Annotated in this window: 5 protein-coding genes; 1 reads left to right on the top strand and 4 read right to left on the bottom strand. The window is 72.1% G+C overall.

What is annotated here, in order from left to right:
- Window positions 1-39 precede the first annotated feature (39 nt).
- Window positions 40-720, top strand: a complete 681-nt coding sequence (locus OHB13_RS28810; RefSeq protein ID WP_266852112.1) for a TetR/AcrR family transcriptional regulator — start codon at window positions 40-42, stop codon at window positions 718-720.
- A gap of 33 nt (window positions 721-753) precedes the next feature.
- On the opposite strand, the gene OHB13_RS28805 is transcribed toward OHB13_RS28810, so the two are convergent.
- From OHB13_RS28805 to OHB13_RS28790, 4 genes are all read right to left on the bottom strand, one after another.
- Window positions 754-6,045 (bottom strand): type I polyketide synthase, encoded by a 5,292-nt coding sequence (locus OHB13_RS28805; RefSeq protein WP_328378984.1) that lies wholly within the window; start codon window positions 6,043-6,045, stop codon window positions 754-756.
- A gap of 19 nt (window positions 6,046-6,064) precedes the next feature.
- Window positions 6,065-22,375 (bottom strand): type I polyketide synthase, encoded by a 16,311-nt coding sequence (locus OHB13_RS28800; protein WP_443062976.1) that lies wholly within the window; start codon window positions 22,373-22,375, stop codon window positions 6,065-6,067.
- 123 nt (window positions 22,376-22,498) lie between these two features.
- A complete protein-coding gene (locus OHB13_RS28795; RefSeq protein WP_266852118.1) occupies window positions 22,499-23,167 on the bottom strand; it encodes an O-methyltransferase in 669 nt (222 codons plus the stop codon).
- Between the two features lie 219 nt (window positions 23,168-23,386).
- Window positions 23,387-24,496: an HAD-IIIC family phosphatase gene (locus OHB13_RS28790; protein ID WP_328378982.1), complete on the bottom strand. Its 1,110-nt coding sequence runs from the start codon at window positions 24,494-24,496 to the stop codon at window positions 23,387-23,389.
- Window positions 24,497-24,507 lie beyond the last annotated feature (11 nt).

The following is a 24,507-nucleotide window of genomic DNA, read 5'->3' as shown; positions in this document are numbered from 1 at the left end:
CCCCCGAGCGTGGCACGACTCTGGGAGTCCAGGCGCCGTGTGCCCCGGAGCTCCCTGCCCGAGCTGAGCCAGGAGCGGATCGTCGCGGAAGCGGTCAGGTTCGCCGACTCCGACGGTCTGGCGAAGCTGTCCATGGCCCGGCTCGCCGAGCGGCTGGGCTGCGCGACCATGTCGCTGTACCGCCATGTGGCGACCAAGGACGACCTGCTGGTCTTCATGCTCGACACCGCGTACGGGAAGCCGCCCTTCCCCGAGGCCCCGGTGGACAACTGGCGCGCGGGTCTTGAGCTCTGGACGACGGAGCTGCTCGCCGTCTACCGCCGCCACCCCTGGATGCTGCAGATCCCGACGGCCGGCCCGCCGCTGGAGCCCGGACAGCTGTCCTGGATGGAGTGCGGGCTGCAGATGCTGCACAGGACCGGGCTCAGCGCCACCGAGAAGTTCTCCGTCGTGCTCCTCATGAACGGCTATGTGCACGCCGGTACGAAGCTGTCTCCGGCAGCCCTGCAGATGCCGGACGACGATGACGAAGCGATGCCGCAGTACGGGCGCCTCCTGGCGAAGCTCGTGGACGCGGACCACTTCCCCGTCCTGAGCGAGCTCGTCACGGCCGGCGTCATCGACGCCCCCACCGATGAGTTCGTCTTCGGACTCCAGCGTGTTCTCGACGGCGTCGAGGTCATGGTGAACGCGCGCCAGGAGAGCCCGAAGGCCTCCTGACGCACGCGGCACGCATGACGGCTGCGGACGGGGTCAGCCCGGCATCCCGAGACCATCCAGGATGTCGAAGAGTTCGTCCGCAGTCGCCGAGGTCAGCGCGGAGCCGGCGTCCTGCTCCGTGCCGCCGAAGAACTCCTCGTTCAGATGAGTGGCCAGGGCCGCCGCCGATGGATGGTCGAAGAGCAGGCTCGGCGGCAGCGGGTGTCCGATCGCGGTGATCAGACGGTTCCGCAGGTCGAGAGCGCTGAGCGAGTCGAAGCCGATGTCGAGGAAGCCGCGCTCCGGATCGATCGCCGCCGGCCGGTCATGGCCGAGAACGAACGCCGCATGGGTACGGACGACATCGAGCAGGATCCGCTCCCGCTCGGCCCCACCGCACGAGGTGAGCCGCTGCTTCAGCTCGTCCGCCGCCTCCGCCCCGGACGCGGCAGCGCCACCGCCGGACGCGGGCCGGGCCGGCCGTCGCACCAGGCCGCTCAGCAGCCCGGACACCGGCGCTGCGCCCTGGGCGGCCAGCGCCGCGAAGTCGAGCCGTGCCAGGACGAGTTGGGCCGCGTCCAGAGCGAGCGCGCTGTCGAGGAGAGCGAGCCCCTCGTCCGGCGACAGCGGTGGGAAGCCCGCACGGCGCAGCCGCTGCACATCGGTTTCGGACAGCTGCTCCCCCATGCCCGTGCCGGACCACAGGCCCCAGGCCAGTGAGGTGCCGGGCAGACCCGCCGCCCGGCGCCGGTGCGCCAGCGCGTCGAGGGAGGCGTTCGCAGCCGCGTAGTTGGCCTGCCCCGCACTTCCGAGGGTGCCCGCGACCGAGGAGAAGAGCACGAACATCGCGAGGTCGTCGGCCGCGGTCAGCTCGTGCAGATGCTGCGCCGCCCGCGCCTTCGGGCCCATCACCCGGTCCAGCTGGTCCGGGGTCAGGGTGGTCAGGACCCCGTCGTCCAGCACACCGGCGGCGTGCACCACGCCGGTCAGGCGGTGCGCCTCGTCCACGGTGGCCAGCAGCCCTGCCAGGGCGTCACGGTCGGCGACGTCGCAGGACGCCACCGTCACTTCGGCCCCGAGAGCGCCGAGTTCGGCGGCCAGTTCCGGGGCGCCCGGCGCTTCCGGGCCCCGTCTGCTCGTCAACAGCAGCCGCCGTACGCCGTGTTCGGTGACCAGATGGCGGGCCACGACCGCGCCGAGGCCGCTGGTGCCGCCGGTGATGAGCACCGTGCCGTCCGGGTCGAGCTCCTTGCGGTCTCCCGCGGTGAGCGACGCGCGTTCCAGACGGGGTACGAGCAGCGCCCCCTCGCGGGCGGCGAGCTCCGGTTCCCGGGTGGCCAGTACGGCCGGCAGGACCCCGTTCAGTTCCTCGCCGGGGCCGAGGTCGAGCAGGCGAAGCCGGTCCGGGTACTCGGCCTGGGCCGAGCGTACGAGACCCGTCACCGCGGCGAGCTCCGGGTCCGCCGGCTCTCCCGGAGCCGTGGCGAGTGCCCCGCGCGTGACCACCAGCAGCTCGGACCCGGCGAACCGCTCTCCGTCCAGGAACCGCTGGACCGTGCCGAGCACCTGGTGCACGGCGGAGGTCCGGGTCCCGCCGGGCGCGTCACCCGCCGTGTGCCGTGGCTCGAACACGACGGTGCCGGTGACCTCTCCGGCCGTCGGTACGTCGCCCCACGCCGTGTGCGCGGCGGAGCCCGCCGGGCCGGCCGGCAGGGGTGACCACAGGACCTCGAAGAGCGCGTCCTGCGGGAGCGCGGAGCCGGCTGCCAGCTGCTGCGCCTGCACGGGCCTGCCGATCAGCGAGTCCAGCCGCAGCACAGGGGCGCCGGCGGCGTCGTCCATCGCGATCGCGATCCGTTCCGGGCCGGGGCGGGTGATCCGGACGCGGACGGCCGAAGCTCCCGCCGTGTGCAGCCGGACCCCGGTCCAGCAGAACGGCAGGACAGTCCCGCCGTCGCCCGTGTCCGGGCCCGCGAGCAGATCGGCGTGCAGCGCCGCGTCCAGCAGCGCGGGGTGCAGACCGAACCGCGCCGCGTCGGCGGTGTGCGGTTCGGGCAGCGCGAGTTCCGCGTACACCTCATCGCCCAGCCGCCACAGGGACCGCAGGCCCTGGAACGCCGGCCCGTAGTCGTATCCGCGCTCGCGCAGGCTCTCGTACACGCCCGCCAGGTCCACGGCCACCGCCTCGGGAGGCGGCCAGCCGGCCGCGGCGACCGCCGGCGGCGGCCCGGCGGGCGGCGGGCCTGCTGCCGGGGCGACGATCCCCTCGGCGTGCAGCACCGGGCGGTCGCTGCCGGATTCGTCGCGCGAGTGGATGCGCACCGCGCGCCGCCCGGACGCGTCGGCCTCCGCGACCGACACACTGACCGCGACGCCCCCGTTCGTGGGCGGAACCAGCGGTGCGAGCAGGGTGAGTTCCTCCAGCAGCCCGCAGCCGACCTCGTCCCCGGCCCTGAGCGCCAGCTCCACGAACGCCGTGCCGGGCAGCAGCACGGTGTCCAGCACCCGGTGGTCGGACACCCACGGCTGCGTGGCCGTCGACAGCCGTCCGGTGAGCAGGACGCCGTCGGAGTCCGGGAGGCGTACGACCGCCCCCACGAGCGGGTGCCCCGCGGGCGTCTGCCCCAGGTCCGACGCGTCGCCCGCCGAAGGCGACTCCATCCAGTACCTGCGGTGCTGGAAGGCGTACGTGGGCAGTTCGACGGGACGGCCGCCGAGGCCGTCGAAGAACGCCTCCCAGTCGACGGGCACGCCGGTGGCGTCGAGCCGGCCGACCGCCTCAAGGAGGGTGCCCTCCTCGGGCCGGTTCTTGCGGAGCAGCGCCACCGCGGTGACCGCGTCCGTACGGGCGCACGCCCCGGCCATACCGGTCAGCACACCGTCGGGACCCAGCTCGACGAAGCGGGTGACCCCGGCGTCCTCCAGGGCCCTGACGCCGTCCATGAAGCGGACCGGCTCGCGCACATGGCGCACCCAGTAGCCGGGATCGGTGAGCTCCGCAGCGGAGGCCTGGACACCGGTGATGTTCGAGACCACGGGGATGGCCGGCGCCCGGTAGGTGAGGCTCTCCGCCACCTTCCGGAAGTCGGCGAGCATGGGCTCCATCAGCGGCGAGTGGAAGGCATGGCTGACCCGCAGCGAGGTGGTCCTGCGGCCTGCGGCGGTGAAGTGGTCCGCGATCAGGCCGACTTCACCGGATTCACCGGAGATCACCACAGCGGCGGGGCCGTTGATGGCGGCGATGCTCACGCCGGGCGTCAGCCTGGGCAGCACCTCCTCCTCACTCGCCTCGACGGCCGTCATGGCCCCGCCCGCGGGCAGCTGCTGCATCAGACGGCCACGTGCGGCCACCAGGGTCGCCGCGTCGGCGAGTGTGAGGACGCCCGCGACGTGGGCGGCGGACAGTTCACCGATCGAGTGCCCGGTCACGAAGCCGGGGCGTACTCCCCATGACTCCAGCAGCCGGAACAGCGCCACCTCCAGGGCGAACAGGCCGGCCTGCGCGTACACGGTCCGGTTCAGCGTCTGTCCGGCCCGGTCGTCCGTGGCCCACAGGATCTCGCGCAGCGAGACACCGAGCCGTGCGTCCAGTGCGGCCACGGCGTCGTCGAAGGCACGCGCGAAAGCCGGGTGGGCGGCGTGCAGTTCACGCCCCATGCCGGGCCGCTGGGCGCCCTGGCCGGTGAACATGAAGGCGGTACGGCCCTTCGTACGCGTCCAGCCACGGGCCACTCCGGGGGCCTCCGCGCCGTCCGACAGCGCCCGCAGTCCGCGCAGCAGCTCGTCGCGGTCCGCCCCGGTGACCACGGCACGGTGGTCGAGGCGGGTGCGGGTCAGGGCCAGGGAGTGCCCGAGATCGAGCGGTTCGGCATCCGTGCGGGACTCCAGGTGTGCCAGCAGGCGGCTGCCCTGGTCGCGCAGGGCCTGCCCGGTGCTGCCGGAGACCACCAGCGGGAGCACGGAAGGCCCGGCGGAGGGGCGGGGCGGCGGTTCGTCCGCCGGCGGTGCCTGCTCGACGATCACATGGGCGTTGGTGCCGCTGATCCCGAAGGACGACACCCCCGCTCTGCGGGTGCCGCCGTGCTCCGGCCAGGGCCGGGACTCGGCCAGCAGCCGCACCGCGCCGGACTCCCAGTCGACCTTGGGGCTGGGATCGTCGGCGTGCAGTGACTTCGGGAGCACACCGTGCTTCATCGCCTGGACCATCTTGATGATCCCGGCGACACCGGCAGCGGCCTGGGTGTGGCCGAAGTTCGACTTGACGGAGCCCAGCCACAGCGGCCGGTCCCCCGGCCGCCCCTTGCCGTACGTCGCCAGCAGGGCCTGTGCCTCGATGGGGTCGCCGAGCACCGTTCCGGTTCCGTGCGCTTCCACCGCGTCGACATCGGCGGTGGTCAGGCCGGCGGCGGCGAGCGCCTGGTGGATGACCCGCTGCTGCGCCGGACCGTTGGGGGTGGTGATGCCGCTCGACGCGCCGTCCTGGTTGACGGCGCTGGACCGCACCACCGCAAGCACCCGGTGCCCGTGGCGGCGCGCGTCCGACAGCCGCTCCAGCAGCAGGGTGCCGACGCCTTCGCCCCATCCGGTGCCGTCGGCCGCCGCTGAGAACGACTTGCAGCGGCCGTCCCTGGCGAGCCCCCGCTGCCGGTTGAACTCGAAGAAGGTGTCCGGTTCGACCATGACGGTGACACCGCCGGCCAGGGCCAGCGTGCACTCGCCGGCCCGCAGCGCCTGGACCGCCCAGTGCAGGGCCACCAGGGACGAGGAGCAGGCCGTGTCCACCGTGACGGCGGGGCCCTCCAGGCCGAGCGTGTAGGAGACCCGGCCGGAGACCAGACTGCCGTCGCTGCTGCCCGGCCCGTAGTCGTGGTACATCAGGCCCGCGAACACACCGGTCCTGCTGCCCTCCAGGCTGCGGGGGTCGATCCCGGCGTGCTCCAGGGCCTCCCAGGAGACCTCCAGCAGCAGCCGTTGCTGCGGGTCGAGGCGCAGGGCCTCGTTGGGGCTGATCCCGAAGAAGTCGGCGTCGAAACCGGCCGCGCCGTACAGGAACCCGCCCTCGCGGGCGATGCTCCTGTCGGGCTTTCCGGGTTCCGGGTCGTACATGCCCTCCACGTCCCAGCCCCGGTCGGCGGGGAAAGCGGCGACCGCGTCGCGCCCTTCGGCCACCAACTGCCAGAGGTCGTCGGGGGAGTTCACGCCGCCGGGGTAGCGGCAGCCCATTCCCACGATCGCGATCGGCTCGGTGGCGGCGCTGGTGAGAGCGCCGTTCTCCGAACGGAGCCGTTCGTTCTCCAGCATGGACTTGCGCAGCGCCTCGACGATCTGCTCGACGGATGTATCCACGTAGAACTCAGCCCTTCAGTCAGTTGGATTCACCGGCGGCGAGCGCTGCCCGCACCAGATCGTCGACGGACATGGTCGTGATGTCCTCGGCGGGCCCGGCGTCCGGACCGGGCTCTCCGGCGGACCCGGACTCTGCGTCCGGAGCCGTACTGGCCAGTGCGAGCAGAGCGTCCAGCAGGCCGGCCTCGCGGATGGCGGCGAACGGCACGGCTTCCAGCGCCCGCCGGAAGGCCTCCTCCTGCACCGCCTCGTCCTGCTCGTCCGACTCGTCCGGAAGGTCCGCCGTCAGCTCCTCCAGCAGGAACGCGGCCAGCCCGCGCGGGCTGGCGTAGTCGAACATCAGCGTGGCGGGCAGGCGCAGCCCGGTGGCGGCACCCAGCCGGTTGCGCAGTTCGATCGCCGCCAGCGAGTCGAGGCCGAGGTCGGTGAAGCCCTTGCCCATGTCGATGCTGTCCGGGTCGTCGTGGCGCACCTCGGCGACGTGTTCCCGTACGAGGTCCGCCACGGTGCTCGCCCGCTCGGCGGTGCTCATCCGGGCGAGCCGCTCCACCAGGGTCGCCTCGTCCGGCTCGGGCCGGGCGGCCGGCGCCGCCGACTCGGTCACCCGGCGCGCCGGGAGCGGTACGAGTTCACGCAGCAGCGCGGGGAGCGTGCCCCGGGCGGCCTGCTCGCGCAGCACCGCCAGGTCGAGGTGGAGCAGCCCCGGGACCGGCTCGCCGGAGGCCAGCGCCGCGTCGAACAGCGCCAGACCCTCGTCCACTGTGAAGGCCGGCAGCCCCTGCTTCCGCATCCGCTCCAGGTCGGCGTCGGTCAGCGTGCTGCCCATTCCGATGCCGCCCCACAGGCCCCACATGAACGACTGTGCCGGCAGGCCGCGTTCGCGGCGGTAGGAGGCGAGTGCGTCCAGGTAGGCGTTGGCCGCGGCGTAGTTCGCCTGCCCGGGTGCGCCCATCGTGCCGGCCACCGAGGAGAACGTCACGTACAGCGTGAGCGGGGACGACGCGGTCAGCTCGTGCAGGTTCCAGGCGGCTTCGGCCTTGGGACGCAGCACCGCGTCCATCCGCTCCGGTGTCAGTGCGCCGATCACGCCGTCGTCCAGTACCCCGGCGGCGTGTACGACGCCGGTCAGCGGGTGCTCCTGCGGGATCGTGCCGAGGAGTTTGCGCAGCGCGTCCCGGTCGGCCACGTCGCAGGCCTCCACGGTGGCCGCGGCCCCGTGCCGGGCGAGCTCCGCGACCAGCTCGGTGACGCCGTCGGCCGCAGCGCCCCGGCGGCTGACCAGCAGCAGCCTGCGAGCACCGTGGACAGCTGCCAGATGGCGGGCGATCGCCGCGCCCAGGCCGCTGGTCCCGCCGGTGACCAGCACCGTTCCTGCCGGGTCGACCGCCTGGGGGCGGCCGGTGCCGGAGTCGTCGCTCCGCTCGCCCGGCCGGGGTGTGCTCCCCGCTGCCACCAGCCGCGGCACCCGTATCTCTCCGTCGCGCACGGCGACTTCGGGTTCGCCCGATGCGATGACCGCGCTGAGGGCAGACGCACCGAGCGGGGCGGTGCGGCCGTCCACCGCGGTCCCGGTGCCCTGGATATCGGCCAGGACGAACCGGCCGGGGTTCTCCGCCTCGGCGGACCGGACGACGCCCCATACCGCGGCGGCCGCGGGGTCGGCCGACGTGGCCGCCATCGCGTTCCTGGTGACCACCACCAGGCGGGAGGCGGTGAACCGGTCGTCCGCGAGCCATGACTGGACCACGTCGAGGATCCGGTGGACCGGCCCGCGAGCGCCTTCGCCCGGTTCGCCTTCGGTCGCGTCGCAGTTGAAGACGGTCACAGCGGGTGCGGGCACCGTGCGGTACCGGTCCGCCCAGTCGGCCGACGGGGCCGGCGCGGCCGGTGCGACGTTCTGCGGCAGGGCCATCCACTCGACCCGGTGCAGCAACGTGCCCTGCCCGGAGTCGAGTTGTCCTTCCGATACGGGCCGGTCCACGAGGGACCTGACGGTGAGAACGGGTTCGCCCGTGAGGTCGGCGGCCTCAAGGGTGATCCCACCGGCCCGGAGGGGTGCCACCCGTACGCGCAGAGCGGTGGCCGCCGAAGCGTGCAGCGATACATCGGACCAGGAGAACGGCAGCAGCGTGCCGCCGCCTTCCGGCTCGTCGATCAGGTCGACGTGCAGGGCCGCGTCGAGGAGGGCCGGGTGTACGCCGAACCGTCCCGGTTCACCGGCCTCGTCCGGCAGCACGACCTCGGCGAAGAGCTCGTCCCCGCGCCGCCAGGCGGCACGGAGCCCGCGGAAGGCGGTGCCGTATCCGTATCCACGGGCGGCCAGCTCGTCGTACATGCCGTCCGTCTCCACCGCGACCGCCCCTGCGGGCGGCCACTCGGCGAGCGAGAACGATGCGTCCTGCGCGTGCGGGGCCAGGAATCCGTCGGCATGCAGGATCCAGGCGTCGTCCGCCCGGTCGTCACCGCGCGAGTACACCTTGACCGAGCGCCGGCCGTCCGCCTGGGCGGCGCCGACGACCACTTGCAGGGCAGCGCCGCCGGATGCGGGAAGCACGAGGGGCGCCTGCAACGTGAGTTCCTCCAGGAGCCCGCACCTGACCTGGTCGCCGGCGCGGATCGCCAGCTCCACGAAGGCGGTGCCGGGCAGCAGCACGGTGCCCTGGATCGCGTGATCGGCGAGCCACGGATGCGTGGCGGCCGAGACGTAGCCCGTCAGAACGGCTCCGTCGGAGTCGGGTGCGGTCAGTACGGCGCTGAGCAGCGGGTGCTCGGCGGGAAGCTGGCCGATGCCGCTGACTGATCCAGCGGACGCGGGGGGCAGGTCGAGCCAGAACCTCCGGCGTTCGAAGGCGTAGGTGGGCAGGTCCGTACGGCGGGGATGCAGGGGTGCGAAGAAGTCCTTCCACCGCAGACCGGTTCCGCCGGCATGGAGCCGGGCCAACGCCGTTATCAGCGACTCGGGTTCGGCACGGTCCGCCCGCAGTGCCGGCACCAGCCGGGCCGGCTCGGACCGGTCCACGCCGTCGAGGCAGGTCTCGGCCATGGCGGTGAGTACACCGGCCGGGCCAAGCTCGATGAAGGTGTCGACGCCACGGGCGGCCAGGGTGGTCACGGCATCAGCGAAACGGACCGGCTCACGCACCTGCCGCACCCAGTAACCAGGATCCGACCACTCACCCCCGACCGGACCACCGGTGACGGTCGAGACGGCCGACAACTGAGCCGTATTGAAGGTGAGTTTCTCTACTACAGCCGCGAAGTCGTCCAGCATCGGGTCCATCAACACCGAGTGGAACGCGTGACTCACATCAAGCCGCTTCGTCTTACGACCGAGCGCAGCGATCTGCCCGGCCAGCTCCATAACCTCGGCCTCAGCACCCGAAATCACCACGGAGGAAGGGCCGTTGACGGCGGCGATACACACACCGGCCGACAACAGCGCGGCAACCTCACTCTCGGGAGCCCCGACCGCGACCATCGCACCACCCGAAGGCAGCGCCTGCATCAACCGCCCACGCGCGGCCACCAACACCGCCGCGTCCTCAAGCGACAACACCCCCGCCACATGAGCCGCAGCCACCTCACCGATCGAATGGCCGGTCACGACGTCAGGCCGTACACCCCACGACTCAAGGAGCCGGAACAAGGCCACCTCAACCGCGAACAAACCGGCCTGCGCAAACACGGTCCGGTTCAGCGCACCAGCATCAGTGCCCCAGACCACCTCACGCACCGACACACCCAACCCGGCATCCGACAGCTGGGCATCCAGCAACCCCACCACCGCATCAAACGCCTCAGCAAACACCGGGAACGCCTCATACAGACCACGCCCCATCCCCACCCGCTGAGCACCCTGACCCGTAAAGAGAAACGCCGTTCCCTCACCGGCACGCGCCACATCCCGGACCACACCCGCCCCGGACTCACCCGCCGCAAGCGCCGACAACCCAGCGACAAACCCCTCACGGTCCCCCGCCACCACCACAGCCCGGTGCTCCAGAGCCGCCCGCGATGTCGCCAGCGAGAACGCCGTATCCACGACACTCACACCCGACTCCACATGCGCCACCAGAGCAGCGGCCTGACGGAAGAGTCCTGCCTCGTCCTTCGCCGAAAGCACCATCGGCACCATCGGCACCGGTGTCCCGGCGGTGTCGTCGTCACCCCGGTCCTGGGCGGCGGGCTCCTCCGGCTCCCCCGGTTCCTCCAGGATGACGTGTGCATTCGTCCCGCTCAGGCCGAACGACGACACACCAGCCCGCCGCGGACGACCCGCCTCAGCCGGCCACGCCCGCTCCTCCCTCAACAGCTCCACCGCACCCGCAGACCAATCCACCTGCGACGACGGCTCATCCACATGCAACGTCCGCGGAAGAACACCCTCCCGCAACGCCATCACCATCTTGATCACACCGCTGACGCCTGCGGCGGCCTGGGCGTGCCCGATGTTCGACTTGATCGAGCCCAGCCACAACGGCCGGCCGTCGGGCCGGTCCTGGCCGTATGTCGCCAGCAGCGCCTGCGCCTCGATCGGATCACCCAGCCGGGTCCCCGTACCGTGCCCCTCGACCGCGTCCACGTCCGCCGCGACCAGACCGGCCGAGGACAGCGCCTGCCGGATCACCCGCTGCTGCGAAGGACCGTTCGGAGCCGTCAGACCATTGGACGCACCATCCTGATTGATGGCACTCCCCCGGACGATCGCCAGGACGGGATGCCCGTTGCGTCGCGCGTCCGACAGCCGCTCGACGAGCAGAAGGCCGATGCCCTCGGCCCAGCCGGTGCCGTCCGCGGCGGTGGCGAAGGGCTTGCACCGGCCGTCGGCCGCCAGGCCGCGCTGCCGGCTGAAGTCGACGAAGATCTCCGGTGTCGGCATGACGGTGACACCTCCCGCGAGGGCCATGGTCACCTCGCCCTGCCGGAGTGCCTGACAGGCCATGTGCAGGGCCACGAGCGAGGAGGAGCACGCCGTGTCCACCGTCACCGCCGGGCCCTCAAGGCCGAGCGTGTAGGCCACCCGGCCCGAGGCGATGCTGCCCGCGCTGCCGTTGCCGAGGTAGCCGGTGAGGTCATCCGGCGCATCTCCCGGCCTGCTCCCGTACTCGTGGTACATCAAGCCCGTGTACACACCCGTCCTGGTGCCCCGCATGGTGTCCGGGTCGATACCGGCACGCTCGAACGCCTCCCAGGCCGCCTGCAACAGCAGCCGCTGCTGCGGGTCCATGGCCAGGGCCTCCCGCGGCATGATCCCGAAGAACTCGGGGTCGAACTCGGCCGCGTCGTAGAGGAAACCGCCGTCCCGTACATACGTCTTGCCGGGCAGGCCGGGCTCCCGGTCGAAGATGCTGTCGACGTCCCAGCCACGGTCCTGCGGGAACCCTCCCACCGCGTCGCGGCCCTCGGCCACCAGACGCCACAGGTCCTCGGGCGAGCGCACACCACCCGGGAAGCGGCAGCTGATGCCGACGAGGGCGATCGGGTCGTCCGTACGGTCCGGCGCCGGGACCGTCCTTGCGGTGGCCGGCGAGGCCTCCGCCGGGCCGTCCGTGAACCGTCCGGCGAGGTGGGCGGCGACTGCGCGCGACGTCGGGAAGTCGAAGACCAGGGTCGCGGGCAGCCGCTGCCCCGTCGCCTGGGTGAGCGCGTTGCGCAACTCCACAGCGGCCAGGGAGTCGAAACCCAGTTCACGGAACGCGCGGTCCGGCTTCACCTGGTCCGCGCTCCCGTGACCGAGCACCGATGAGGCGTGCTCACGTACGAGTTCCAGCAGGGCGCGCTCACGGTCCGTGGCGGACAGCGCGCTCATCCGCTGCTCGAACTCCGAGCCGGCGAGCACCGTTCCGGCCGCGTCGACCGTGCGCCGGGCCCGGCCGCGTACGAACCCCCTCAGCAGCGCGGGCACTTCGTCCGCCCTGGCCCGCAGGGCTGCCGGGTCGGTGTCGAGCGGTACGAGCACCGGCCAGGCATCAGTGGCGAGTGCGGCATCCAGCAGCGCCAGCCCCCGGGCGGGGGGAAGCGCGGGAAGGCCGAGCCTGCGCATCCGGGCCAGGTCGGTCTCGTCGAGCGGGCCGCCGAGCCCGGTGTCCGCCGCCCACATACCGAAGGCGAGGGCATGGGCGGGCAGTCCGGCCGCCCTGCGATGGTGGGCCAGAGCGTCGAGGAACACATTGGCCGCCGCGTAGTTCGCCTGACCGGCAGCCAGCACGAGCCCTCCGGCGGAGGAGAACAGCACGAAGGCCGTGAGGTCCAGATCTCGGGTCAGCTCGTGCAGATGCCAGGCGGCGTCCGCCTTCGGCCGAAGCACCGTGTCGAAACGCTCCGGTGTGAGTGTGCCGACCAGCCCGCTGTCGGCCACGGCCGCAGCGTGCACCACACCCCGGAGGGGGCGGTCGGCGGGCACCTGGCCGATCAGCCCGGCGAGGCTGTCGCGGTCCGCGACATCACACGCGGCGATGGTGACATCGGCTCCGGCGTCTGCCAGCTCCGCCCGCAGCTGCGCGGCGCCGGGGGCGTTCTCGCCCCGCCGGCTGGTGAGCAGCAGGTGACGGACGCCGTGCTCCGTGACCAGATGCCGGGCGACCAGGGCGCCCAGACCGCTGGTGCCGCCGGTGACCAGGACCGTGGCCTGCGGGTCCCACCGCACGGCGGGGTCGGACGAGCCGGACGTGCCGGTGGCCGTCGGGACGAGCCGGGGCAGCAGCAACTCGCCTTCGCGTACGGCGGTTTCGGGTTCCCCCGAGCCGGCCACGGCCGCGAGCAGCGCGTCGGATGCGGCCGTGCCATCGGAGTCGATCAGTACGAAACGGCCGGGGTTCTCCTCCTGGGCCGCCCGGACCAGGCCCCAGACCGGGGCCTGGGTGAGGTCGACGGTGTCCTGCGGCCGGGCGGCGACCGCGTTCCCGGTGACGACAACCAGGGTTGATCCGGCGCACCGGGGGTCGCTCAGCCAGAACTGGACCGCTTCCAGGGCCTCTTCGGCGGCAGCTCGTACGCCGGACAGCACCTCGCGGTCACCGGCCGCCCCGATGCGGTGGAGGACGACCGGCGGGAACGGGTCGTCACCACCACGGAGGGTGTGGAGCGCCGGCGGCTCCCCGGATCCCGCACCGGTCTCCGGGGCCGGCGCGGGGCGCCAGTCGAGCCGCAGCAGCGAGGGTGTGCCCCCGCCCCGGGCGCTTTCGAGCTGTTCGGCCGACACGGGCCGGGCAACGAGCGACTCGACGGTCGCCACCGGCCGGCCCTCCCGGTCGGCGACCCACATGGCGGACACCTCGTCACCGCGCAGCCGGCGGATGTGCACCCGCAGATCTGCCGCGCCCGACGCATGGAGCGAGACCCCGTTCCATACGAAGGGGAGAAGGGTCTGAGCATCCTCACTGCCGGCCTCGTTGAGGAGGTCGGCGTGCATGGCGGCGTCGAGCAGCGCCGGATGGAGCCCGAACCGGGCCGCCTCCGAGCGGGCCGGCTCGGGCAGCGTCACCTCGGCGAAGACGTCGTCGCCGCGCCGCCACATCCGCTGAAGCCCCTGGAAGGCGGGGCCGTATCCGTAACCTCGCCCGGTCAGTACGTCGTACGGGGCGTCGAGCGGAATTTCGTCGGCGCCGGCCGGCGGCCACTGGGTCAGGTCGAAGCCGGGCTGGGGCGCCTGCGAGACGAGCAGGCCTGCGGCGTGCCGGGTCCACGGCAGCTCGTGGCCGTGCTCGGCGCGGGAGTAGATGTGCACAGTCCTGGCGCCGTCGGCCCGTGCCGCGCCGACGACCACGCGCAAGGCGACCGAGCCACGTGCGGGCAGCATCAGCGGTGCTTCGAGAGCGAGTTCCTCAAGGGCGGCGCAACCGACCTCGTCACCGGCGCGCACGGCCAGTTCGACGAAGCCCGTGCCCGGCAGGATGATCCCGCCGAGTACCTGGTGATCTGCGATCCAGCGCTGGCTGTCCGCGGAGATACGTCCGGTCAGGACGACCGAGCCACTGTCCGGCGAGACGACCGCAGCGCTCAGCATGGGGTGCTCGACGGCATCGAGTCCGGCGGCGCCCACCTGTCCGGTACCGGCGGCAAGCCCGTCGAGCCAGTACCTCTGGTGTTGGAAGGCGTACGTGGGGAGTTCGGTCAGCCGGGCGGTGGACCCGGCGAAGAACGCCCGCCAGTCCACCGGAACGCCCCGGGCGAACAGCCCACCCAGACCGGTCAGAAGCTCCGTGGCCTCATCACGACCACGACGCTGCAACCCAACAAACGCCACCCCGTCAGCGGCCCCATCATCACCGACCACCTCCACACCCATCGGAACCAGAGCCGCATCCGGCCCCACCTCCACAAACGACCCCACACCACGAGCCGTGAGAGCCGTCACCGCATCAGCGAAACGCACCGGCTCACGCACCTGCCGCACCCAATAACCAGGATCCGACCACTCACCCCCGACCACACCACCAGTCACCGTCGAAACCGCCGACAACTGGGGTGCATTGAAGGTGAGTTTCTCCACTACAGCCGCGAAGTCATCCAGCATCGGATCCATCAACACCGAGTGGAACGCGTGACTCACATCAAGCCGCTTCGTCTTACGACCGAGCGCAGCGATCCGCCCGGCCAGCTCCAGAACCCCGGCCTCAGCACCCGAAATCACCACCGAGGAAGGGCCGTTGACGGCAGCGATACACACACCGCCCGACAAAAGCCCGGCAACCTCAGCCTCCGGGGCCCCGACCGCGACCATCACACCACCCGAAGGCAGCGCCTGCATCAACCGGCCACGCGCGGCCACCAACACCGCAGCATCCTCAAGCGACAACACCCCCGCCACATGAGCCGCAGCCACCTCACCAATCGAATGACCGGTCACAAAGTCAGGCCGCACACCCCACGACTCAAGCAACCGGAACAACGCCACCTCAACCGCGAACAACCCCGCCTGCGCAAACACCGTCCGATTCAGCGCACCAGCATCAGTGCCCCAGACCACCTCACGCACCGAAACACCCAACCCGGCATCCGACAGCTGGGCGTCCAGCAACCCCACCACCGCATCAAACGCCTCAGCAAAGACCGGGAACGCCTCATACAGACCACGCCCCATCCCCACCCGCTGAGCACCCTGACCCGTGAACAAGAACCCAACACGCCCACGCCGAACCGAATCCACCACACGACCCGCACCCGAAACCACCGAACGCAGACCCTCGATGAACCCCTCACGGTCCCCCGCCACCACCACAGCCCGGTGCTCCAGAGCCGCCCGCGACGTTGCCAGCGAGAACGCCACATCCACCGGACGCAGCTCAACCCCCGACTCCACAAACGCCACCAAAGCAGCAGCCTGCGCACGCAACGCCTCAGCACTACGCCCCGACACCACCCATGGCACCACACCACCAACAGGCACATCGGCAGACGCCGGCACGGATACGGGCACCGCCTGCGCCTCCTCCAGCAGCACATGCGCATTCGTGCCGCTGATACCGAAGGACGAGACACCGGCCCGGCGAGGGGTTGTGCGCGCCGGCCATGCGGTCTGCTCCTGGAGCAGCTGGACCGCGCCCGCCGTCCAGTCGACCTGCGGCGAGGGCTCGGCCGCGTGGAGGGTTCCCGGGAGGACGCCCTCCCGCATCGCCATCACCATCTTGATCACACCCGCCACACCCGCAGCAGCCTGCGTATGACCGATGTTCGACTTCACCGAGCCCAGCCACAACGGCCTTTCATCCGCGCGGTCCTGGCCGTATGTCGCCAGCAGCGCCTGCGCCTCGATCGGATCACCCAGCCGGGTCCCCGTACCGTGCCCCTCGACCACGTCCACATCCGCCGCGACCAGACCGGCCGAGGACAGCGCCTGCCGGATCACCCGCTGCTGCGAAGGACCGTTCGGAGCCGTCAGACCATTGGACGCACCATCCTGGTTGATGGCACTCCCCCGCAGCACCGCAAGCACCTGGTGCCCGTTGCGCCGTGCGTCCGACTGGCGCTCCAGGAGGAGCATTCCGACGCCTTCGCCCCAGCCGGTCCCGTCGGCTCCTGCGCCGTACGACTTGCACCGGCCGTCGGCGGCCAGGCCCCGCTGGCGGCTCATGTCCACGAACGTGTCCGGGGTGGACATGACGGTCACCCCGCCCGCCAACGCCAGGCTGCACTCGCCCTGGCGTAGGGCCTGGGCAGCCCAGTGCAGGGCCACGAGCGACGAGGAGCACGCCGTGTCCACCGTCACCGCCGGGCCCTCAAGGCCGAGTGTGTAGGCCACCCGGCCGGAGATCATGCTGGCGATACTGCCGTTGCCGTGGTACCCGGCGACGTCCTCGGGCAGTGGACCGAGCCGCAGGCCCCAGTCGTGGTACATGACACCGGCGAAGACACCGGTGTCGCTGCCCTTGACGCTGTGCGGGTCGATACCCGCCCGCTCGAAGGTCTCCCACGAGGTCTCCAGGAGCAGCCGCTGCTGCGGGTCCATCGCCTGGGCCTCACGGGGACTGATACCGAAGAACCCGGCGTCGAACTGGGCGGCGTCGTAGAGGAATCCGCCCTCGCTCGCGTAGCTCTTCCCGGGCTTGCCGAGTTCCGGATCGTGGATGTCCGGGTCCCAGCCCCGGTCCGTCGGGAACGGCGCCACCGCGTCCGTCCCGTCGAGGACGAGCCGCCAGAGGTCCTCGGGCGAGGTGACATCGCCCGGGTAGCGGCAGGCCATTCCCACGATGACGATCGGGTCGTCCGCACCGGCGGAGCGCTGCCGTACTCCGGGCCGCGGCCCGGTCGTCGTACCCGCGTCGAGCAGTCGCTCCACGAGGTGGGCGGCCAGCGCGACGGGTGTCGGGTAGTCGAAGGTGAGGGTGGCGGTGAGTCGCAGGCCGGTCGCGGTGTTGAGCTGGTTGCGCAGCTCGACGGCGGCGAGCGAGTCGAAGCCCATCTCGGTGAACGCCCGGTCGGGGTCGATCATTTCAGCGCCGTCGTGACCGAGGACCCTGGCCGCGGCGGTGTTGACCAGGTCGAGCACCAGCGCGGCCTGCTCGGCTCCGGCGAGGTCCGCCAGTGTCGCGGCGAGCGGCAGCACTCCGCCGCCGGCGGGCTCCGGTGTGCCTGCCCTGCGGGCGGGCGTCCGGATCAGTCCGCGCAGCAGGGCGGGCACGGGGTTCCCCTGTGCCCTCGCCGCGGTGTGGACACGTACCGGCACGACCACGGGTGCGGGGCCGGACAGTGCGGCGTCGAGCAGCTGGAGGTTCTCCCGGGTGGTCAGGGCTTCCAGCCCGATCCGCCGGATGCGCTCAAGGGCCGGGACGTCCAGGGTTCCGCCCATGCCGCCGCCGTCGCTCCACAGCCCCCAGGCGAGGGCGGTGGCGGGCAGTCCCAGCGCGCTGCGGTGGGCGGCCAGGGCGTCCAGGAAGACATTGGCGGCGGCGTAGTTGCCCTGGCCCGCGCCATCGAGGAGGCCGGCCGTCGAGGAGAACAGGACGAACGCCGACAGGTCGAGGTCACGGGTCAGCTCGTGCAGGTGCCAGGCGGCGTACGCCTTCGAGCGCAGTACGGTGTCCAGCCGCCCGGGGTCGAGGGAGGTGACCAGCCCGTCGTCGAGCGTGCCTGCCATGTGCACCACGCCGGTCAGCGGGTGCTCGGCGGGGATCGCCGTGATGAGCGCGGCGAGCGCGGCACGGTCGGCCACGTCGCAGGCCGCGACGGTCACCTGGGCGCCCAGGCCGGACAGTTCGGCGGTCAGCTCGGCCACACCGGGGGCCTGCGCTCCGCGTCGTCCCGCGAGGAGGAGGTGTCGTACGCCGTGTTCGGTCACCAGGTGCCGGGCGACGTGGGCGGCGAGACCGCCGGTTCCGCCGGCGATCAGGACCGTCCCGTCGGCCGTCCACGGCTCGGCGGGGTCGCCTTCGGGCGTCCCCGCGGTGGCGAGGCGGGGTGCGAGCAACGTGCCGCCGCGCAGGGCGAGTTCCGGCTCGTCGGTCGCGGCGATGGCGTTCCTGATGTGCGGGGGCAGGCCGTCGCCACCGGCTTCGGCGTCGGCCCAGGAGCCGCCTTCGACATCGAGGAGCAGGAAGCGGCCGGGGTGTTCCGCCTGGGCCGCCCGGACGAGGCCCCAGACGGGGGCGAGTGCCAGGTCGATGGTGTCCGTGGCCCGGGTGACGACCGCACCCCGGGTGACGATCGCCAGGCGGGCCGTGGACGACTCGTCGGCCAGCCGCAGCTGGATCTGCTCCAGTACGGCGGCCGTCGCGGCGAGCACCGCCGCCGGCACGTCCCCGGAGCCTGCGTCCGTCCCGGCCGTGCACCAGTGGACATCCAGGTCGTGCGGGGTGTCGTGGCTCGCGTCGGCTACCGCGGTCCAGCGCACCTGCAGCGGGGTCGCCTGCCGCGTCACCCGGGCGGCGCGCAGTTGTTCGTCGGAGACCTCGCGGACGAGGAAGGAGTCGACGGTCGCGACGGGCGCTCCGGTGGCGTCGGCGAGCGCCAGGGAGACCTCGTCGGTTCCGGTCGCCTCGATGCGTACCCGTACCGATGCGGCGCCGGTCGAGTACAGCTCCACCCCGCTCCAGGCGAACGGCAGCCGGGTCCGCTCGGAGACCGGCTCGTCCGCGGCGAAGTCGGTGGCGTGCAGCACGGCGTCGAGCAGCGCCGGGTGCAGGGCGAACGAGGCCGCTTCATCGGCGGCGGAGGCAGGCAGGGCGACGTCGGCGTACACCGCGCCGTCGGCGCGCCAGGCTGCCCGCAGGCCCTGGAACGCCGGACCGTAGGCGTAACCCTGGCGGGCCAGGTCGGCGTAGAGCCCGGTGAGATCGATGGTCTCGGCGTCCGGCGGCGGCCACTGGGTCAGGCCGAAGGTCTCGGTGGCGGGCCGGGTGGTGCCGGACGGTGCGAGGACACCGCCGGCATGGCGGGTCCAGGGGACGTCGGCCGGCGCGTCCTCGGCGCGCGAGTAGAACTCCACCCTGCGGCGGCCGGTCCCGTCGGCCGCGCCGACGACCACTTGCAGGGCGACGCCGCCGTGCTGCGGCAGCGCGAGCGGGGTCTGCAGGGTCAGCTCTTCGAGCAGGTCGCACGCGACGTGGTCACCGGCGCGTACGGCCAGCTCCACGAAGGTGGTGCCGGACAGCAGGTTGGTGTCCCCGATGACGTGATCGGCGAGCCAGGGGTGGGTACGCAGCGACAGGCGGCCGGTGAGTACGGCGCCGCCGGTGTCGGCGAGGCCGACGACCGCGCTGAGCAGCGGGTGTCCGGCGGCTGTCTGGCCGAAGCGGGACGCGTCGGCGGTGGAGTCCGGCGCGGCCAGCCAGAACCGGCGCCGCTGGAAGGCGTAGGACGGCAGCTCGACCTGCCGGGGGGCATGGCCGGCGAGCAGCGCGTGCCAGTCCAGGCCGGCCCCGCGGGCATGTGCGAGGGCCAGCGCGGAGAGCAGTTCGCGCTGTTCGGCGCGGCCGGCCCGCAGCAGGGGTGCGAAGGCATGGGTGTCCGGCAGCCCGTCGAGGCAGTCGCGGCCCATGGCGCAGAGCACCGCGTCGGGGCCGAGCTCCAGATAGGTGCGGACGTCCTGGGCGGCCAGCCACTCGACGGAGTCCGCGAACCGGACCGCTTCGCGTACGTGCCGCACCCAGTATTCGGGCGAGCAGAGTTCCTCGGATGTGGCGGCCCGGCCGGTCACGTTCGAGACGACCGGAATGTGCGGCCGGTGGTAGTCGAGGATCTGGGCGAGCAGCCGGAACTCGGCCAGCATGGGCTCCATGAGCGGCGAGTGGAACGCGTGGCTGACCCGCAGTCGCTTCGTCTTACGGCCCCGGTCGGTGAACTGTGCGGCCACCGCCAGGACTTCGTCCTCGGTGCCCGATATCACCACGGCCGATGGCCCGTTGACGGCGGCGATGCTCACCCCGCCGGTGAGCAGCGGGGCGACTTCCGCCTCCGTCGCCTGGAGGGCGACCATCGCGCCGCCGCGGGGCAGCGCCTGCATCAGCCGGCCCCGCGCGCCGACCAGTGTCGCCGCGTCCTCCAGCGACAGCACCCCCGCCACATGGGCCGCGGCCAGCTCACCGATGGAATGGCCGGCCACGAAGTCGGGGCGCACCCCCCACGAATCGAGGAGCCGGAAGAGCGCCACCTCGACGGCGAACAGCGCGGCCTGGGTGTACACCGTCTCGTCCAGCAGCGCCGCCTCCGGCGAGCCCTCTGCGGCGAAGAGCACGTCCCACAGGGAGCGTTCGAGCTGGAGGTCCAGGTGGCCGATGGCCTCGTCGAGCGCCTCGGCGTACGCGGGCCAGGCGTCATACAGTTCCCGGCCCATGCCGAGCCGCTGGCTGCCCTGGCCGGTGAACAGGAACGCGAGCCGGCCGCCGGCCGCGGTGCCGCGCAGCACGCCGGGGGCGTCGGTTCCGTCGGCGAGGGCCCGCAGGCCCCGGATCGCCTCGGCGCGGTCGCCTGCCAGGACGACTCCGCGGTGGGACAGCGCGGCGCGGGTGACGCCCAGGGAGTGGCCGAGGTCGGCGGGGCAGGCGTCGGGCCGGGCCTCGACATGCGCCAGCAGCCGGGTCGCCTGGGCGCGCAGGGCCGGTTCGCTGCGGGCCGAGAGCGGCAGCAGGGCGGGCCCCACGGCGGTGCCGGTCTCCGTGGCGGTGCCGGTCTCCGCAGGCGTGGCGTCGTCGACGGGCCGGTCGGCTTCGGCCGGCTCCTCCAGAATGACGTGGGCGTTGGTGCCGCTCACACCGAACGAGGACACTCCGGCCCGGCGCGGGTGGCCGGACTCGTCCCAGCTCACCTGCTCGGTGAGCAGGCGTACGTCGCCCGCGGTCCAGTCGACGGCAGGGGACGGCGCGTCGACATGGAGCGTGCGCGGCAGGATCCCGTGGTGCATGGCCTGCACCATCTTGATCACACCGGCGACACCGGCCGCGGCCTGGGTGTGGCCGATGTTCGACTTGACGGAGCCGAGCCACAGCGGGTTTCCGGCGGCGCGGTCCCTGCCGTACGTGGCGATGAGCGCCTGTGCCTCGATGGGGTCGCCGAGCGTCGTACCTGTGCCATGGGCCTCGACGGCGTCGACCTCGGCGGCGGTCAGTCCCGCGTTGGCCAGTGTCTGGCGGATCACCCGCTGCTGGGCAGGACCGCTGGGGGCCGTGAGCCCGTTGGAGGCTCCGTCCTGGTTGACGGCGGAGCCGCGTACGACGGCCAGGACCCGGTGCCCGTTGCGGCGTGCGTCGGAGAGCCGCTCAAGGACGAGGACGCCGACGCCCTCGGAAAAACCGGTGCCGTCGGCGGCGGCCGCGAACGGCTTCGCCACCCCGTCCGCTGCCAGCCCGCGCTGACGGCTGAAGGAGGTGAAGACGCCGGGGCTGCCCATGACGGCCACACCGCCGGTCAGCGCGAGCGTGCACTCGCCACGGCGCAGTGACTGCGCCGCCAGGTGCAGCGCCACCAGCGAGCCGGAGCAGGCGGTGTCGACGGTCAGCGCCGGGCCTTCCAGCCCGAGCGTGTAGGAGACGCGGCCCGAGACGACACTCGGGGCGTTGCCGGCGAGGAGGTAACCGTCGAGGCCGTCGGGGGCCTCGTGCAGCCGCATCCCGTACTCCTGGGGCTCCGCCCCGATGAAGACCCCCGTCGAGGTGCCGTGCAGCGAGTCCGGAGCGATGCCGGACCGCTCAAGGGCTTCCCAGACCGTTTCGAGGACGAGCCGCTGCTGCGGGTCCATCGCGGAGGCCTCCCGCGGGCCGATCCCGAAGAATTCCGCATCGAAATCGGCCGCGTCGGGAAGGAATCCGCCCTGCCGCACATAAGTGGTGTGCGGAGTGGCCGGGTCGGGGTCGAAGAGCTTTTCCAGATCCCATCCGCGGTCGTCCGGGAAATCGGTGATGACATGCCGGCCATCGGAAACCAGATGCCACAGTTTCTCCGCGGAATCCACTCCGCCCGGATAGCGGCAGCCAATTCCGACAATGACGACGGGCTCGTCGTCGGCGGCGCCGGCCGGCAGCGGCTCCTCGTCGGCCTCGGCGGTGATGCCGAGCAGCGCGGTCCGCAGGCGGTCGGCCAGGTGCCGTGGGGTCGGGTGGTCGAAGGTGAGGGTCACCGGCAGGTCGAGGCCGGTGGCGGCAACGATCCTGGCGTGCAGGTCGACCCCGGCCAGCGAGTCGAAGCCCAGCTCGCGGAAGGAGAGCCCCGCGTCCACCCCGTCGGCGTGGTCCCGCCCGTACCGGCTCAGGACCGCCTGCGTCTCGGCGCGGACAAGGTCGGTGAGAATACGGGTCTGTTCAGCGGCCGGCATGCTTTCCAGCCCGCCGGACAATGCCTGCGCCCATCCCTCCCCGGCCGTTTCCGCACGGTCAGAAAAGAAGCTACCGGACTCGCTCATCTCACCACTCCACGCTATCCCTGTAATACGCAGACCAACCTCAGCCACGTCCGGCCACGGCACACCCGGCACCGTATGCCGGTGCCGCACACCGACCCCACCCCTAGCTGCCCCTAAAAGGGATCAGAGGGATTTCTTGCGGACGAGCGTGATGCCGTCCGCCATGACGAGGAGGGACATCTCCACCCGGTCGTCCCCGTGCAGGAACGCGTTGAGTTCGCGTACCGCGAGGGTGTCCGCGTCCTGGGCCGCGGGGTCGATGACCCGGCCGAAGAAGAGGGTGTTGTCCACCACGATGAGCCCGCCCGGCTTGAGGAGCGCGAGCGACGCCTCGTAGTACGCCGGGTAGTTCGCCTTGTCCGCGTCGATGAACACGAAGTCGACGCTCTCCGGGCCGCGTTCGGCGGTGAGGTCCGCGAGGGTGTCCACCGCGTTGCCGACGCGCAGGTCGATCCGGTCCTGGACTCCGGCCTGCTTCCAGTAACCGGCGCCGATCTCGGGCCACTTGTCGAGGATGTCGCAGGTGATGACCTGCCCGCCGGCCGGGAGGGCACGGGCCATGCACAGGGTGCTGTAGCCGGTGAACGTGCCGATCTCCAGTACGGTGCGGGCTCCGGTCAGACCGACCAGGAGGGCCAGCAGCTGGCCCTCCTCGGCCATGACCTGCATGGCTTGCCCTGCGGGCAGCTCGGCCGTCTCCGCGCGGAGGGCGGCCAGGATGTCGTCGTCGCGCAGGGAGACCCCCCGGACGTAGTCGAGCAGCTCCGGGCCGGACAGTATCTGTTGCGCCATGGCTGGTGAGGGGGCGCCGCCGCGTCGCGGCCACGCCCCCGTCCTCCTCACGAAGAATGACCGGGCCGGCCGGGGCCGGACCGGAAGGAAAGGGCGAGTTGGGGGTTCCCCGCCCCCTACACGGCCACCGCCGGTACCCCGTAGGGGGTGCCGACGGCGGTGTCGGAGGAGCGGGGCAGGTGCGGGGCGGCCGGGTCAGGGCGGGGACGGATCCCCCGGTCAGACCGCGGAGGGCACGCCTCCGGCGAGGTGGGGGGCGATGAGGGTCAGGGTCGACGGGGCTTCGTGCCGGGCCGGGACGAGGTGCAGCCGCTGGATGTCGTCACCGCCGTCCCCGCCGCCGTCCCCGTCCGTTCCGGCGAGGCACGCGCAGTCCTCGCCGTCCCCGAAGCCCGCGAAGCGGTAGGCGACTTCCATCATCCGGTTGCGGTCGGTACGCCGGAAGTCGGCAAGGAGGTGGACGCCTGCCCTGGCCGCCTGGTCGGCAAGCCAGTTCAGGATGGCGGTGCCCACTCCGAAGGACACCACCCGGCACGAGGTGGCCAGCAGCTTCAGGTTCCAGGCGGCCTCGCCGCTGGTGTCGAGCAGCATCACGCCGATGGCGCCATGCGTGCCGAACCGGTCGGTCAGTGTTGCCACCAGGACCTCGTGGTCCGGATCGGCCAGCAGCCCGCGCAGCGTCTCGTCCGAGTAGTGCACACCCGTCGCGTTCATCTGGCTGGTGCGCAGGGTCAGTTCCTCGACCCGGGACAGCTCCTCTCCACCGGCCCGGCCGATGCGCAGCTCCAGCTGGAGCGAGCGCAGGAACTCCTCGTCGGGGCCGTTGAACTTCTCCTGCTCGGCCGACCTGCGGAAGCCTGCCTGGTACATCTCACGGCGCCGGCGGGAGTCCACGGTCACCGACGCGGGGCTGAACTCCGGCAGGTCAGGCAGCGACAGGGCCTGGGTGGCGTCGTAGCAGCGGACCTCGGGCGCGTGGAAGGCCACCTCGGCCCGCTCGGCGGGCTGGTCGTCCATGAAGGCGATGGTGTTCTGTGCGAAATTGAGCTGCTCGGCGATGTCGAGCACCGCGTCCGACTTGCGGCCCCAGCCGATGTGCGGAAGCACGAAGTACTGGGCGACGCCCAGCTCTTCGAGCCGCGCCCACGCCCGGTCGTGGTCGTTCTTGCTGGAGACGGAGTGCAGGATGCCACGGGAGTCCAGCTCGACGATGACGTCATGCACCGCATCGTCCATGCTGACCTCACCGTCCTCCAGCAGGGTTCCCGACCACAGGGTGTTGTCGAGATCCCAGACCAGGCACTTCACCACGTTCGGTTTGCCGGACACGTCGTGTTCTT

The sequence above is a fragment of the Streptomyces sp. NBC_00440 genome, from assembly GCF_036014215.1.
GTDB lineage: Bacteria > Actinomycetota > Actinomycetes > Streptomycetales > Streptomycetaceae > Streptomyces.
This window is presented reverse-complemented; position numbering and strand designations above follow the sequence as displayed.

What these genes read in the sequence shown, in the direction of transcription:
- OHB13_RS28800 (WP_443062976.1), bottom strand. Translation starts at nt 22,375, where the DNA reads ATGAGCGAGTCCGGTAGCTTCTTTTCTGACCGTGCGGAAACGGCCGGG.
- OHB13_RS28795 (WP_266852118.1), bottom strand. Translation starts at nt 23,167, where the DNA reads ATGGCGCAACAGATACTGTCCGGCCCGGAGCTGCTCGACTACGTCCGG.